Source organism: Pseudomonas sp. WS 5027 (genome assembly GCF_012985695.1).
Lineage (GTDB): Bacteria > Pseudomonadota > Gammaproteobacteria > Pseudomonadales > Pseudomonadaceae > Aquipseudomonas > Aquipseudomonas hygromyciniae.
On the sequence record NZ_JAAQWU010000002.1, the window covers coordinates 355,917 to 370,179 of the forward strand.

Consider the following 14,263-nt stretch of genomic DNA (forward strand, 5'->3'; position numbering starts at 1 on the left):
ATTATTTTTAACGCTTTAAACCTCGCCCTATAGTCGCGCTCCCACACACCGCGTTTTTAGGGCAGGATACGACCACTGCGTCACCTGCTTCGCACACCACAAAAAACACAGGGGCTTGTCATGACTATTTCTGTATTGCGTCGAACGTTGCTGGTTGGCACTTTGGGCCTGGCCCTTGGCGCCGGGTTGCTGGGCCAGGCGGTTGCCGGCGAGCAACTGGGCAAGATCAAGAAAGCCGGCGAGATCAAGATCGGCCTGGAAGGCACCTACCCACCGTTCAGCTTCGTCGATGAAAGCGGCAAGCTCACCGGCTTTGAAGTCGAGCTGTCCGAAGCCCTGGCCAAGGAGCTGGGCGTCAAGGTCAAACTGCAGGCCACCCCGTGGGACGGCATCCTCGCCGCACTGGAATCCAAGCGCCTCGACGCCGTGGTCAATCAGGTGACGATCTCCGAAGAGCGCCAGAAAAAATACGATTTCTCCAAGCCCTACACCGTCTCCGGGATCCAGGCGCTGACCCTGGCGAAAAACGTCGACACCATCAAGACCGCCGATGACCTGGCCGGCAAAAAAGTCGGGGTAGGCCTGGGCACCAACTACGAACAATGGCTCAAGGACAACCAACCCAAAGCCATCATCAAGACCTATAACGACGACCCGACCAAGTTCCAGGACCTGCGCATTGGCCGTATCGACGCGATTCTGATCGACCGCCTGGCGGCCCTGGAATATGCGAAAAAAGCCAAGGACACCGCCGCTGCCGGTGAAGCCTTCTCCCGTCAGGAAGCCGGGATTGCCCTGCGCAAAGGCGAGCCTGAACTGCTTGAGGCGGTCAACCAGGCCCTCGACAAACTGCGCGCCGACGGCACCTTGAAGAAGCTGTCCGAGAAATACTTCAACGCTGACGTCACTCAATAATGGAAGCAGGTTTCCAACTCGCGCTCGACTCCGCGCCCTTTCTGCTCAAGGGCGCGTACTACACGGTGATCCTCAGCCTCGGCGGGATGTTCTTCGGCTTGCTGCTGGGCTTCGGCCTGGCTTTGATGCGCCTGTCGCGCTTCAAGCTCTTGAGCTGGACCGCCCGGGTGTACGTCTCGTTCTTTCGCGGCACGCCGTTGCTGGTGCAGCTGTTTTTGATCTACTACGGCTTGCCGCAAGTGGGGATCGAGCTGGATCCGATCCCGGCGGCGATGATCGGCTTCTCGCTGAACATGGCCGCCTACGCCTGTGAAATCCTGCGTGCGGCCATCGGTTCCATCGAGCGTGGGCAGTGGGAAGCGGCCGCCAGTATCGGCATGACCCGTGCGCAGACCCTGCGCCGGGCCATCCTGCCGCAGGCCATGCGCACCGCCCTGCCGCCCTTGGGCAACAGCTTTATTTCGCTGGTCAAGGACACGGCGCTGGCCGCCACCATCCAAGTGCCCGAACTGTTCCGCCAGGCTCAACTGGTGTCTGCGCGCACCTTTGAAATTTTCACCATGTACCTGTCCGCGGCCCTGATCTACTGGGTCCTGGCAAGCATCCTGGCGCATTTTCAGAATCGCCTGGAAGACCGGGTCAACCGGCATGACCTGGAGTCTTGAAGCATGATCGTGGTTGAAAAACTGACCAAACAATTCAAGGGCCAGGTGGTGCTCAACGGCATCGACCTGGAGGTCAAGGAAGGCGAAGTCGTCGCCATCATCGGTCCCAGCGGGTCCGGCAAGACCACCTTCCTGCGCTGCCTGAATTTCCTCGAAGAACCCACCAGTGGCCGGATCAAGGTCGGCGACATCCAGATCGACGGCAGCCGCCCGCTCAACCAGCAACAAAGCCTGGTGCGACGCCTGCGCCAGCATGTGGGCTTTGTGTTCCAGAACTTCAACCTGTTCCCCCACCGCACCGCGCTGGAAAACGTCATCGAAGGCCCGCTGGTGGTCAAGAAGATGGCGCCTGACGCCGCCGACCGCCTCGGTCGCTCGCTACTGGCCAAGGTCGGCCTGGCGGGCAAAGAGGACGCCTACCCCCGGCGCCTGTCCGGTGGTCAGCAGCAACGGGTGGCTATTGCTCGGGCCTTGGCGATGGAACCGGAAGTCATCCTGTTCGATGAACCGACCTCGGCCCTCGATCCGGAGTTGGTCGGCGAAGTACTGGCGACCATCCGCAGCCTCGCCGAAGAAAACCGCACCATGGTCATCGTCACCCACGAAATGAGCTTTGCCCGGGATGTGGCCAATCGGGTGATCTTTTTCGACAAGGGGGTGATCGTCGAGCAGGGCGAAGCCAAGGCGCTGTTTGCCAACCCCAGGGAAGAACGCACCCGGCAGTTCCTCAGCAAATTCCTCACCCACTAAAACAATCCTGACCGACTGTAGGAGCGAGCTTGCTCGCGAAAAACGTCAACGATAACGCGCAGAATCAGATTAACCGTGTCGTCTGGACGTTCTTCGCGAGCAAGCTCGCTCCTACAGGGATTGGCGTGCCTTACATAGAAAAGCACCCTACCCAACCCCGCCTTTACACCCCCTCCCAGTCAGATCCATCTGAATAATCCCAAACCCGCCGTTTAGCCTTTTGCCGCCATTGACGCCCCCTGGCCAACCCTCTTATCTAAGGCCCAGAGGATTGGATCCTATCCTGGCTTTTCAAAAAAATCGTTCCTTTCGAACCCCACACTCAGGGTTCGGAACGATCGCTGCTGGCTGCATCAAGGAGATTATTTATGACGCACATTCCCCCCCTGGCCATGCTCGCCGCGCCGACAGTGCCCCAGGCCCTCAAACAAGGTATCAATGCGCAGGCCGCCACCCATTTGCAGGTCGATATCGCCCCGTACCCAAACATGGGCAAGGGCGACCTGATCGAGTTGTTCTGGAATAACTGCTTTGCCGCCTCCAAGCGCGTAGGCGCCGCCGATATCGGCCAGCCCAGCAGCCTGCGGGTGCCCGAGAGTTTTGTGCAAAATGGCGCCGCACGGATTCATTACCGGGTCATGCAAGTGGGGCGCGGCCCGGCGCGCTCCCTGATCACCCGCGTGCAGGTCAAGACCGCGTGCCCTGGCGGCCAGCCATCGGTGCTGTGTGGTGAAGAAAACCAGAGCCTGGCCCCGGTCGGCCTGCCGGAAACCATCCGTCGCCATGGGGTCAACCCCAGCCAGATCCGCCGGGGCGTGCCGTTGATCATCGAACCCTACCTGAACATGGCCACCGGCGATGCAATCACCCTGCGCTGGGGCGACGCGCGCCTTGACCTGCCGCCCATCCAGGCCAACGAAGTGGGCCGGGCCGTGCACGTCTGGGTGCCTTCGACGCTGATCCTCGAAGCGGGGGACGATGCGCGCCAGGAGGTCACCTACTGCGTGATCGACCGCGTGGGCAACAACTCCCGCTGGGCCCCGCCACGCATTGTGAGCATCGCCCAGGCTCAGGCCCATGGCCCGGCAAGCAATCTGTCGGTGTACCAACCACGGCGTCCTGGCTCGCCTTGCGAGCCGGGGTGACAGACCTTCTATGCATATTCCTAAAAGTTAGTTTATTTAAAAAATAAACACGCTTAGGGTATATACACCGGACCACCGGACATTCCTGATTTTTAAGCTTTTCCACGGATGTGAGGTAGGTATGGTCAAAATTACCCCGGTGCACAACGCCAGGGCATTACGTGTAGCCACGCAGGGGCGCACCGATGTCTAACTTGGCGCAATCGCCCCTCCAGAGCGATCTGGATATCGCCCCGCTACTGTTGCCCACCAAGGTGTTGCGCAACGACAGTGAAGCCCTCGCCGCCGCCCACGAGCTTGCCCTGGCCGCCCGCCTGCAAGCCGGGTTGCGCGACCGCCAACGCAAACTGCCCTGGGCCGAAATCGAACAGTTCACCCGCAGTGGCCTGGGCAGTATTTCCATCCCCCGCGAATACGGCGGCCCGCAAGTGTCGTTCGTGACCCTGGCCGAAGTGTTCGCGATTATCAGCGCCGTCGACCCAGCCCTGGGGCAAATCCCGCAAAACCACTTCGGCATCTTGCACGTGCTGCAAGGCGCGGCCAGCCAAGAGCAGAAAAAACAGCTGTTCCAAAGCGTCCTCGACGGCTGGCGCATCGGTAACGGTGGCCCGGAGCGCGGCACCAAAAACACCCTGGATGTGAAGGCCCGGATCAGCGCCGAGGCTGATGGTTTTGTCATCAACGGCCAGAAGTTCTACTCCACCGGCGCGCTGTTTGCCCATTGGGTCGCGGTCAAGGCCCTGGACGACGAAGGCCGCCAGGTCATGGCGTTTGTGCGACGGGGCACCCCGGGGCTGCGCATCGTCGATGACTGGTCGGGCTTTGGCCAACGCACCACCGCCAGCGGCACCGTGCTGCTCAACAACGTGCCGGTGGACGCCGACCTGGTGGTGCCGACCTGGCGCCTGGGGCAAACCCCGGGCATCCAGGGCGCGGTCTCGCAATTGATCCAGGCGGCCATCGACGCCGGCATCGCCCGCGGCGCCCTCGACGACACCATCAGCTTTGTGCGTGAGCGCGCACGACCATGGATCGACGCCAAGGTCGAGCGGGCCAGCGATGACCTCTATGTGATTGCCGATATCGGCAAACTGAAAATCGAACTGCACGCCGCCGAAGCCCTGCTACGCAAGGCCGGCCAAGTGCTGGACCAGGTCAGCGCCGCGCCCATCACCGAACACTCCGCCGCCCGGGCTTCGATTGCCGTGGCCCAAGCCAAGGTGCTGACCACCGAAGTCTCGCTGCTGGCCAGCGAGAAGCTCTTCGAACTGGCCGGCAGCCGCGCCACCCTCGCCGAATTCAACCTTGACCGCCACTGGCGCAATGCCCGGGTGCACACCCTGCACGACCCGGTGCGCTGGAAATATCACGCGGTGGGCGCCTGGTACCTCAATGGAACATTGCCGGCCCGGCATTCCTGGATCTGACGACCAGACCTCTGGAGAAAAACATGACGCTTTCCCATTCCGTCGCGGTCATCACCAGCGATGAACAAGCCCTGATTGTCGCCAGCGACCTGGCCGAAGACTTTCGCCGTGACAGCGCCCTGCGCGACCGCGAACGGCGCCTGCCGCTCGCCGAACTCGAAGCCTTTTCCCGTTCCGGCCTGTGGGGCATCAGCGTGCCCAAGGCCTACGGCGGCGCTGGCGTATCCAACGTCACCCTGGCCAAGGTCATCGCCCTGATCGCCCAGGCCGATGCCTCATTGGGGCAGATCCCGCAGAACCATTTCTATGCCCTGGAAGTGCTACGGGTAAATGGCAGCCCGGCGCAACAGCAGCGCCTCTACGCCGAGGTCCTGACCGGCCAGCGCTTTGGCAATGCCCTGGCGGAACTGGGCACCAAGACCGCTCACGACCGGGTTACCGCGATTACCCGTGACGGCGACGGGTTTCGTATCAGCGGCCGCAAGTTCTACGCCACCGGCGCGATCTACGCCCAGCGCATTCCCACATCGGTGGTGGACGAGCACGGCGTGCAGCAACTGGCCTTTGTCCCGCACGACAGCCAGGGCCTGACGGTGATTGACGACTGGAGCGGCTTTGGCCAGCGCACCACCGGCAGCGGCTCGGTGGTGTTCGACAACGTATGGGTCGCGGCCGCAGACGTGATCCCGTTCCAAAGCGCCTTCGAGCGCCCGACCACCGTGGGCCCGCTGGCGCAGATCCTCCACGCCGCCATCGACACCGGCATCGCCCGCGCGGCCTTTGAAGATGCCCTGCATTTTGTGCGCACCAAGACCCGGCCGTGGATCGACTCGGGCAACGACAAAGCCAGTGAAGACCCACTGACCCTCAAGAGCTTCGGCCACCTGAGTGTGCGCCTGCACGCCACCGAAGCCCTGCTGGAGCGCTCTGGCGAATTCCTCGACCGCGCCCAGGCCGACAGTACCGCGCAAACCGTCGCGGCGGCCTCGATTGCCGTGGCCGAAGTGCGCGCCCTGAGCACCGAGATTTCCCTGGCCGCCGGCAGCACCCTGTTCGAACTCGCCGGCAGCCAGGCGACCCTCGCCGAACACGGCCTGGACCGCCATTGGCGCAACGCCCGGGTACATACCCTGCACGACCCGGTACGCTGGAAATACCATGCGGTGGGCAACTACTACCTCAACGATGAAAACCCGCCACTGCGGGGGACCATCTGATGCCCAAGAAAAAGATCCTGCTCAATGCCTTCAACATGAACTGCATCGGGCATATCAACCATGGGCTGTGGACCCATCCACGGGACACCTCGACCCAGTACAAGACCATCGAATACTGGACCGAACTTGCGCAACTGCTGGAGCGCGGCCTGTTCGACGGTTTGTTCATCGCCGATATCGTGGGTGTGTACGACGTCTATCAAGGCTCGGTCGACGTGCCGCTCAAGGAGTCGATCCAACTGCCGGTCAACGACCCGCTGCTGCTGGTCTCGGCCATGGCCGCCGTGACCAAGCACCTCGGCTTCGGCCTGACCGCCAACCTCACCTACGAACCGCCGTATCTGTTCGCCCGGCGCATGTCCACCCTCGATCACCTGAGCCGTGGCCGGGTGGGCTGGAACATCGTCACCGGCTATCTGGACAGCGCCGCCAAGGCCATGGGCCTCACCGAGCAGGTCGAACATGACCGGCGCTACGACCAGGCCGACGAATACCTGCAGGTGCTGTACAAGCTCTGGGAAGGCAGCTGGGAAGACGACGCGGTGCTCAACGACCCCAAGCAACGGATCTATGCCCAGCCGGGCAAGGTGCACAAGGTCCAGCACCACGGTGAGTTCTACCAGGTGGAGGGCTATCACCTGTGCGAGCCGTCGCCGCAGCGCACGCCGGTACTGTTCCAGGCCGGCAGTTCCGAGCGCGGCCTGCTGTTCGCCGGGCGCCATGCCGAGTGCGTGTTTATCAGCGGGCAGAACAAGGCCGCGACCAAGGTGCAAGTGGACAAGGTGCGCGCCAGCGCAGTCGAGGCCGGGCGCAACCCGGACGACATCAAGGTGTTCATGGGGCTCAACGTGATTGTCGGCGCCACCGAGGCGTTGGCCTGGGCCAAGCACGCCGAGTATCTGAGCTACGCCAGTGCTGAAGCCGGCGTGGCGCACTTCAGCGCATCCACCGCCATCGATTTCTCGCAGTACGAACTGGATGAGCCGATCCAGTACGTGAAGAGCAACGCCATTCAATCGGCGACCAAAGCCCTGCAGAACAATGACTGGACCCGTCGCAAGTTGTTGGAGCAGCACGCGTTGGGCGGGCGCTATATCACCCTGGTGGGTTCGCCTGCGCAGGTGGCGGATGAACTGGAATCCTGGATCGCCGAGACCGGCCTGGACGGCTTCAACCTGACGCGCATTGTGACGCCGGAAAGCTATGTGGATTTTATCGAACTGGTGATTCCGGAGTTGCAAAGGCGCGGGTCGTACAAGACCGCTTATGAGACCGGGACACTGCGGGAAAAAGTGTTCCACCGCGATGCCCGCTTACCCGAACAACACACCGGCTCCACCTACCGCCACCAACCCCTGTAGGAGCGAGCTTGCTCGCGAAAATCGTTAACGATAACGCGGGGTACCTGATACCCCGAGGCGCCCTCAGGTTTTTCGCGAGCAAGCTCGCTCCTACATTTGGAATATCAATGATGAAAAAAACACTGCTCTCCCACCCAGTCAAAGCACTGGCCCTGGCCCTCAGCCTGTTCAGCTCGGCGGTATTTGCCGCCGATGCGCCGCTCAAAATCGGCACCACCGCTGCCTTCGCCATTCCCCTGGAAGCCGCCGTCGAAGAGGCCGGCAAGCAGGGCCTGAAAGTCGAGCTGGTGGAGTTCACCGACTGGATCGCGCCCAACGTAAGCCTCGCCGCTGGCGATATCGACGTGAACTACTTCCAGCACATTCCGTTCCTGGAAAACGCCAAGGCCGCCGCCGGTTTTGACTTGGTGCCGTTCAAGCCCGGGATCATCAACAACGTGGGCCTGTACTCGAAAAAATACAAAAGCTTCGATGAGCTGCCCCAAGGCGCCAGCGTGGCCATCGCCAACGACCCGATCAACAGCGGGCGCGGCCTGCAACTGCTGGCCAAGGCGGGCTTGATCACCCTCAAGCCGGGCGTGGGCTACAAGGCCACCGAAGAAGACATCGTCGCCAACCCGAAAAAGATCAAGATCCTGCAGGTCGAAGCCGTGCAGTTGGTGCGCGCCTATGACGACGCCGACCTGGTGCAGGGCTACCCAGCCTATATCCGCCTGTCCAAGACCTTCAACGCCGAGTCGGCGCTGCTGTTCGACGGCCTCGACCACCCGGAATACGTAATCCAGTTCGTGACCCAGCCCGAAGGCACCACCGACCCGCGCGTCATCAAGTTCGTCGAGATCTACCAGCACTCGCCGGTGGTCCGCGCAGCCCTGGATAAATCCCTGGGCAAGCTCTACCAAGTCGGCTGGGAAGGCTGAACATGAGCGCCGCCAACGCCCAACTGCGCGACCTCGGCACACCGCCCAGGGACGCCCGGCAGACAGAGCTGCATCCCGACTTGAACCACGCCCATGTGCGTTTTATCAACCTGGGCAAAACCTATGACGGCACGGTGCACGCACTACAAGGTATCGACCTGGCGATCCAGCGCGGCGAAGTGTTCGGCATCATTGGCCGCAGCGGCGCTGGCAAGTCGTCGCTGATCCGCACCATCAACCGCCTGGAACAACCCAGCAGCGGCCGGGTGTTGATCGACCAGGTGGATATCGGCGACTTCGACGAAGACCGCCTGGTGGCCCTGCGGCGACGCATCGGCATGATCTTCCAGCACTTCAACCTGATGTCGGCCAAGACCGTGTGGCAGAACGTCGAACTGCCGCTGAAAGTTGCCGGTGTGCCCAAGCCACAGCGCGAGCAAAAAGTGCGTGAGCTCCTGGAATTGGTGGGCTTGCAGGACAAGCACAAGGCGTACCCGGCGCAGTTGTCCGGGGGCCAGAAACAACGGGTGGGCATCGCCCGCTCGCTGGTGCACGACCCGCAGATCCTGTTGTGCGACGAAGCCACCTCGGCCCTGGACCCGGAAACCACCCAGTCGATCCTCGGCCTGTTGCGCGAGATCAAACAGCGCCTGGGCCTGACCATCGTGCTGATCACCCATGAGATGGCCGTGATCCGCGAAATCTGCGACCGCGTGGTGGTGCTGGAGCATGGGCGGATCGTCGAGCAAGGCCCGGTGTGGGAAGTATTTGGCAACCCCCGGCATGAGGTCAGCAAAACCCTGCTGGCGCCCCTGCAACACGGCTTGCCCGACGAGTTGCAAAAACGCCTGCAAGCCACGCCGCAGTCAGCGCATGCAGCGGTGGTGCTGCGCCTGCAGTTTACCGGCGCCAGTGCCGATGAGCCGGACCTCGCCGCGCTGTTCAGCGCCCTGGGTGGGCGCGTGCGCCTGCTGCAAGGTGGGGTCGAGCGCATCCAGGGCCACGCCCTGGGGCAATTGCTGCTGGCGGTGACGGGCTCAACCCTGGACGCCGACACATTACGCACCCGCGCCACGCGCTGGGCACAACAGGTCGAGGTGCTGGGTTATGTGGTTTGATCGCTTATTGCAGGGCGCCATCGACACCTTGTTGATGGTGGGCGTGTCGTCGTTGATCGCCTTGCTGGTGGGTATCCCGCTGGCGGTATTCCTGGTGACCAGCGACAAGGGCGGCATCTACCAGGCCCCGGCGTTGAACCGGGTGCTGGGGGCGTTCGTCAATCTGTTCCGCTCCATCCCGTTCCTGATTCTGATGGTGGCGCTGATCCCCTTCACCCGCCTGATCGTCGGCACCACTTACGGCGTATGGGCCGCCGTGGTGCCACTGACCATCGCCGCCACGCCGTTTTTTGCGCGGATCGCCGAAGTCAGCCTGCGTGAAGTCGACCATGGCCTGATCGAAGCCGCACAGGCCATGGGCTGCCGGCGCTGGCATATCGTCTGGCATGTGCTGTTGCCCGAAGCACTGCCGGGGATTGTCGGCGGGTTCACCATTACCCTGGTGACCATGATCAACTCGTCAGCCATGGCCGGGGCGATTGGCGCCGGAGGCCTGGGGGACATCGCCTACCGCTACGGCTACCAGCGCTTCGACAGCCAGATCATGCTCACGGTGATTGTGCTGTTGGTGATTCTGGTGGCAGCGATCCAACTGGGCGGCGATCGCCTGGCGCGCGGGCTGAACAAGCGCTGAGGTATAGTCGGCACCTCTCTTTGCCCTGGTGCCGACTGCCATGAAACTCGCCCCCGACGACCTCGACCAGATCACCTCCACCACCCTTGGCCACTACAACCAAGTGGCCGAGGATTTTCGCGAAGGCACCCGCGACCATGATGTGAGCCAGAACATCGACGCGTTGCTGCGGCATATCCAGGGTGATGCACCGTTTACCGTGCTGGATTTCGGCTGCGGGCCGGGGCGCGACTTGCAGACGTTTACCCGCCGGGGACATATCGCCGTCGGGCTCGATGGCGCCGAGCGGTTTGCGCAGATGGCGCGTCAGGACAGCGGCTGCGAAGTGCTGCACCAGGACTTCCTCAAGCTCGACCTGCCGGCCGGGCGTTTCGATGGAATTTTTGCCAATGCGGTGCTGTTTCATATTCCCAAGCAGGAACTGCCGCGCATTCTCAGGCAGTTGCATGGGGCATTGAAGCCGGGTGGAGTGTTGTTCAGCTCCAACCCCCGAGGGGAAAACCAGGAGGGCTGGAACGGGCCGCGTTATGGCTCGTATCACGACCTTGAGGCCTGGCAGGGGCTGCTGACTGCGGCGGGGTTTGTGGAGCTGGAGCACTACTATCGCCCCGCAGGCCTGCCGCGTGAGCAGCAGCCTTGGTTGGCCAGTGTGTGGCGTAAGGTTGTCTGAGCGCACGCCATCGCGGGCAAGCCCGCTCCTACAGGTGATCGCCTCCGGTATCAGGCCCACTGGCATTCTGAATAGCCAGTAGGCCTAGCCCTGCTGTCACGTCGGACCTTTCTGGATTTACCCCTCTCCCGCCTATGGTCCTTTACTGCGACCTAACATCTTGCCTGTCATTTACGTACAGGGATTACGTCATGCAGGAAAGCGATCTTCATTCGGCAATCATGCGAAGCCAACTTAAGCTAGAACGAAATGGCATAGATTTCGGCTCGACTGCCAGCATGGCATTTCATCTGGGAAATACGATGACAAGCTGCCCGGCAGTCATGGTTTTGCCTAATACACCAGGCTGGACCCATGGCACCAAGTACAAGTTACTCACGCCCACCCATGCCGACTCTTCTGTACCGAACACTACTTTTGAAGAGCTCTGGAAATGCACACAGCAACACTACGGCTTGACAGCAGCAACAGTTATAACCGGCATGGCGGGCATACCTATCAGCAAAATTGCTGTGGGAACCTGGGTCCACGTTGGCTCCAGCAAAACAACAAACCTGGTTAGCCTCATTGGAATGCGCTTTTTCCCTCGTACACTGATCAGACAGCCGACATTGGCCGGCATGGCGAAAGCGACTTTTGGTACCGTCCGGGTATTTGGCATTCTCGGGCGAGGCATTCCCTTCGTTGCTGCTGGTTTGGCTATTTTTGATCTAGTGAGTATTGGTAAGTGTGCCTATGAGGCAAGAAATGGAAAATAACCTGACCAGGGCCGAGATCAGTGAAAAAGTGATCCGGCTTTTCGTCGATATCATTGGCTTTATCGACCGAAGCCAGGTGACAGAACAAACGGACTTCATCCACGACTTTAAGATCATTGATGAAGATCTGACCTGCTTTGTCATGCAGATCAAATGGCAATTCAAATTGCAGGCAACTCAGGATGATTGGGATCACATCACGACTATCCAGCAAGTTGTCGATTTGATTGTTCAATGTCGGCGGCGGGGCAACTGATGCTATCGCGGGCAAGCCCGCTCCCACATTGGAATGTATTCCCCTGTAGGAGCGGGCTTGCCCGCGATGGACTCAAGAACACCGCTAATCCACCTGATACACCACCGGCTCTGCCCCCATCACCAACGCCGTCACACTGCGCCCGGCATACCCTTCCCGCTGCTCCTGCGCAAAATTGGCCACCAACCGCGTGCCATCGGCAAAGGTGGTCTGCTGCACCAGCCGGTCGCTGCTCAGCCAGCGAAAATCCGTCAGCGCCTGGGTTGCCAGACGCTCATGCAACGGGCGAAAGAACCCATCCTGACGCTGGATCATTGGCAAGCGCTGCTTCAACGTAGCGGCACTCAGGTGATAAAGCGGCGGTACGTTGTAAAGCAGTTGGGTCAGCTCGTTTTCCGCCTGCACATTGCTCAGTTTCAGGCTGTCGAACAGCCAGTGATGGGTGGTGATGAGCGAGCCATGGAAGACCGCCTGATATAACGGCAGGCGCATCGCCGGGGCAAAGTACACGGTGCGCAACGGCTCTTTGAGCGGCACGCGCTTGAAGAATACCGCTGGCTGTTCCGGTGGGTACCAGGCCCCCACGTAGTAAGGCGATTGCTTGTCCTGGGTCATCTCGCGGTCGCCCCAGCCCATGACCGGCGTCTGCATGCCATGGGCGAACAACACGCCCCGGGCGGTGGTGGCGTTGCCGTCTTCGGAACCCACTGGCAACTGCAGGTGATTGCCGATCCAGCGGGCCGCGTCGACATTACCTTCAGCGTTCTGTGCCTGGGTCATGCCCAGCACCGAGCGATAGCTGTCAAACAACATGCCGGTGGCGTAGGCATCGAGAAACCAGGCATTGAACCCGGCCCGGGCCTGCACCGCTGCCACCCGTGCCTCCAACAGCGGGCGCACGCAGCGCGGGTCGGTGTAATGCCCGGACTTCTGGAAACCGGTCTTGAGCTGGCCGTTCTTGAGCATGATCGCGCAGTCGCGGTAGGCGCGGCTGCCCAGGTGCGCGGTGGTCCAGTCGGGGTTTTCGCTGTTCGCCAGCGCGGTTTCATAGGAGTCATAAGGCGCCATCAAGTATCCGGCCTCGACCCCCTTGCGCACCGCCTCGGGGTGCCAGAGCCCACCTTCCCAGCCCTCCCCAAGGGTCAACAGCAGGCGTTGCAGGCCACTGTCCTGCAGGGTCTTTATCGTGGCTGGCGACAACGTGCTGCCCCAGGCCTGCGGGGTGGCGCTCAAGGCACTGGCAAACGCCAATGCCAGCTCTTCACGAACTGCCCCGTAGCCTGCGGCGAGTGCCTGCATATCGGGTTGCTCCTGGGCCTGCCAGTTCAGCCGCGCCTTTTTGTTCAGCGCCGCGTTGAGCCCTCTGAGCAACACGGCTTGCTGATAACGATCCAGAAACGGCAGGGTAACTTGCACCACCTGCGCCGCTTGCGGGTCCAGCAGGTCATTGAGTTGCGCGCCCAACCCATCAGGGGCGCGCAGCAATGTGCGTAACTGCGCCCAATCGCGCACATCGCCCAGGCCCAGCAGGTCGTTGCCCCACAGGTACACATGGCTGGCGCCCAACAGTTTTTCGCCGGCGGGGATCTGCTGCAGCTTCTCTGCCAAAGGCTCGTAGCGCCCCTGCTCAATCAGCCATTGGCGATAACGCTTGGCGCCGGCCAGCACGTCGGCCTCGCCCAGGTTCAGGCGCAGGGTCATGGGCGCGGTGGGGTCAAGGCCGGTGAATTCATGGTGCAGCGACAAGCCCAGGCGCGAGCCCTCGGCCTGCCACTGCAAGCGATTGTTGTAGGGGTTGGTCAGCAGCCAGTTGAGGGTAAAGCTGCCGTGGTCGACGCCCCATAACGGCAGGCTCAGGTCCTGGGTGCTGTTCACGTCGCCCTGTTCGAGCAGGAAGTCTTGCCAGAGACGATTGCCGGCAGGGATGTAATGCCCCTCGGCCAAGGGCCAGATCAAACCGTTGCCCATGGCGCTGGCGGGCTGGCGGATAAGCTCAAGCTCCGCGGCCTCGCGTGCGGTGACGGTGAGAATCAGGTCGCGCTGGTAGAGGGTGGCGCTGAGGCGATAGGCACCGTTGTCCCATTGCCAATTGGCCTGTTGTTTGGACTGTTTCAACTGGCTGACCTGATGGGCCGCCACGCCACTGGCGGCTTGCACCGGTTCGCCGCCAGCCGGGGTTACGCGCACGGCCAAGGTGGCCTCGTCGAGTTCGATGCGCCACTGGGGGTTTTCCAGAACGGTGCTGGCAACTGCCAGTGGCGAGAGCAGCAGCATGCTGATGCACAGGGCGCGGCGCAGGTTAAGGGGCATGACGTGGGCCTTCACAGGAGCGAAAGCCCGAGGGTAAAGCAATTTGTTGATCGGTACTTTTCCAAGGCCCATTTAAAGATTTTTCCCACTGCCTGCCCCCTCCCCACAGAGTCCTTC

The 14,263-nt window shown here is 61.7% G+C and carries 14 protein-coding genes; 13 read left to right on the forward strand and 1 reads right to left on the reverse strand.

Annotated features, from left to right (window positions below; genetic code table 11):
- Window positions 1-120 precede the first annotated feature (120 nt).
- The 13 genes from tcyJ to HBO09_RS04565 all read left to right on the forward strand — a co-directional run bounded on the left by tcyJ (window position 121) and on the right by HBO09_RS04565 (window position 11,836).
- Entirely contained in the window at window positions 121-915 is a 795-nt protein-coding gene (tcyJ, locus tag HBO09_RS04505; protein WP_169991799.1) for a cystine ABC transporter substrate-binding protein, read from the forward strand.
- The gene (gene tcyL, locus HBO09_RS04510) at window positions 915-1,580 is read left to right on the forward strand and encodes a cystine ABC transporter permease (RefSeq protein WP_029299561.1); all 666 of its coding nucleotides are present in this window, start codon (window positions 915-917) and stop codon (window positions 1,578-1,580) included. The genes tcyJ and tcyL overlap by 1 nt, the downstream gene beginning before the upstream one ends.
- A 3-nt stretch (window positions 1,581-1,583) precedes the next feature.
- Window positions 1,584-2,330 carry an L-cystine ABC transporter ATP-binding protein TcyN gene (gene tcyN / locus HBO09_RS04515; protein WP_169991797.1) on the forward strand — a complete coding sequence of 249 codons (747 nt, stop codon included), beginning with the start codon at window positions 1,584-1,586 and terminating at the stop codon, window positions 2,328-2,330.
- A gap of 368 nt (window positions 2,331-2,698) precedes the next feature.
- Window positions 2,699-3,475 (forward strand): hypothetical protein, encoded by a 777-nt coding sequence (locus HBO09_RS04520; protein ID WP_169991795.1) that lies wholly within the window; start codon window positions 2,699-2,701, stop codon window positions 3,473-3,475.
- 185 nt (window positions 3,476-3,660) lie between these two features.
- Entirely contained in the window at window positions 3,661-4,902 is a 1,242-nt protein-coding gene (locus HBO09_RS04525) for an SfnB family sulfur acquisition oxidoreductase (RefSeq protein WP_169991793.1), read from the forward strand.
- A gap of 23 nt (window positions 4,903-4,925) precedes the next feature.
- Window positions 4,926-6,119 carry an SfnB family sulfur acquisition oxidoreductase gene (locus tag HBO09_RS04530; protein WP_169991791.1) on the forward strand — a complete coding sequence of 398 codons (1,194 nt, stop codon included), beginning with the start codon at window positions 4,926-4,928 and terminating at the stop codon, window positions 6,117-6,119.
- The gene (locus HBO09_RS04535) at window positions 6,119-7,480 is read left to right on the forward strand and encodes an LLM class flavin-dependent oxidoreductase (RefSeq protein ID WP_169991789.1); all 1,362 of its coding nucleotides are present in this window, start codon (window positions 6,119-6,121) and stop codon (window positions 7,478-7,480) included. The genes HBO09_RS04530 and HBO09_RS04535 overlap by 1 nt, the downstream gene beginning before the upstream one ends.
- A 110-nt stretch (window positions 7,481-7,590) precedes the next feature.
- A complete protein-coding gene (locus HBO09_RS04540) occupies window positions 7,591-8,400 on the forward strand; it encodes a MetQ/NlpA family ABC transporter substrate-binding protein (protein ID WP_169991787.1) in 810 nt (269 codons plus the stop codon).
- 2 nt (window positions 8,401-8,402) lie between these two features.
- Window positions 8,403-9,518: an ATP-binding cassette domain-containing protein gene (locus HBO09_RS04545; RefSeq protein ID WP_169991785.1), complete on the forward strand. Its 1,116-nt coding sequence runs from the start codon at window positions 8,403-8,405 to the stop codon at window positions 9,516-9,518.
- Window positions 9,508-10,152 carry a methionine ABC transporter permease gene (locus tag HBO09_RS04550; RefSeq protein ID WP_169991783.1) on the forward strand — a complete coding sequence of 215 codons (645 nt, stop codon included), beginning with the start codon at window positions 9,508-9,510 and terminating at the stop codon, window positions 10,150-10,152. The genes HBO09_RS04545 and HBO09_RS04550 overlap by 11 nt, the downstream gene beginning before the upstream one ends.
- A 40-nt stretch (window positions 10,153-10,192) precedes the next feature.
- Window positions 10,193-10,822: a class I SAM-dependent methyltransferase gene (locus HBO09_RS04555; protein WP_169991781.1), complete on the forward strand. Its 630-nt coding sequence runs from the start codon at window positions 10,193-10,195 to the stop codon at window positions 10,820-10,822.
- 191 nt (window positions 10,823-11,013) lie between these two features.
- On the forward strand, window positions 11,014-11,580 hold the full coding sequence (locus HBO09_RS04560; protein ID WP_169991779.1) for a hypothetical protein: 567 nt from the start codon (window positions 11,014-11,016) through the stop codon (window positions 11,578-11,580).
- Entirely contained in the window at window positions 11,570-11,836 is a 267-nt protein-coding gene (locus HBO09_RS04565) for an acyl carrier protein (protein WP_169991777.1), read from the forward strand. The genes HBO09_RS04560 and HBO09_RS04565 overlap by 11 nt, the downstream gene beginning before the upstream one ends.
- A gap of 84 nt (window positions 11,837-11,920) precedes the next feature.
- Here HBO09_RS04565 and HBO09_RS04570 read toward each other — a convergent pair whose 3' ends face one another.
- Window positions 11,921-14,146, reverse strand: coding sequence for a glycoside hydrolase (locus HBO09_RS04570; RefSeq protein WP_169991775.1), 2,226 nt, complete (start codon window positions 14,144-14,146; stop codon window positions 11,921-11,923).
- Window positions 14,147-14,263: the final 117 nt, after the last annotated feature.

Coding starts and splice junctions, on each gene's coding strand:
- HBO09_RS04540 (WP_169991787.1), top strand. CDS start 7,591: ATGAAAAAAACACTGCTCTCCCACCCAGTCAAAGCACTGGCCCTGGCC.
- HBO09_RS04555 (WP_169991781.1), top strand. CDS start 10,193: ATGAAACTCGCCCCCGACGACCTCGACCAGATCACCTCCACCACCCTT.
- HBO09_RS04520 (WP_169991795.1), top strand. CDS start 2,699: ATGACGCACATTCCCCCCCTGGCCATGCTCGCCGCGCCGACAGTGCCC.
- tcyL (WP_029299561.1), top strand. CDS start 915: ATGGAAGCAGGTTTCCAACTCGCGCTCGACTCCGCGCCCTTTCTGCTC.
- HBO09_RS04535 (WP_169991789.1), top strand. CDS start 6,119: ATGCCCAAGAAAAAGATCCTGCTCAATGCCTTCAACATGAACTGCATC.
- tcyJ (WP_169991799.1), top strand. CDS start 121: ATGACTATTTCTGTATTGCGTCGAACGTTGCTGGTTGGCACTTTGGGC.
- HBO09_RS04560 (WP_169991779.1), top strand. CDS start 11,014: ATGCAGGAAAGCGATCTTCATTCGGCAATCATGCGAAGCCAACTTAAG.
- HBO09_RS04525 (WP_169991793.1), top strand. CDS start 3,661: ATGTCTAACTTGGCGCAATCGCCCCTCCAGAGCGATCTGGATATCGCC.
- HBO09_RS04545 (WP_169991785.1), top strand. CDS start 8,403: ATGAGCGCCGCCAACGCCCAACTGCGCGACCTCGGCACACCGCCCAGG.
- HBO09_RS04550 (WP_169991783.1), top strand. CDS start 9,508: ATGTGGTTTGATCGCTTATTGCAGGGCGCCATCGACACCTTGTTGATG.
- HBO09_RS04565 (WP_169991777.1), top strand. CDS start 11,570: ATGGAAAATAACCTGACCAGGGCCGAGATCAGTGAAAAAGTGATCCGG.
- HBO09_RS04570 (WP_169991775.1), bottom strand. CDS start 14,146: ATGCCCCTTAACCTGCGCCGCGCCCTGTGCATCAGCATGCTGCTGCTC.
- tcyN (WP_169991797.1), top strand. CDS start 1,584: ATGATCGTGGTTGAAAAACTGACCAAACAATTCAAGGGCCAGGTGGTG.
- HBO09_RS04530 (WP_169991791.1), top strand. CDS start 4,926: ATGACGCTTTCCCATTCCGTCGCGGTCATCACCAGCGATGAACAAGCC.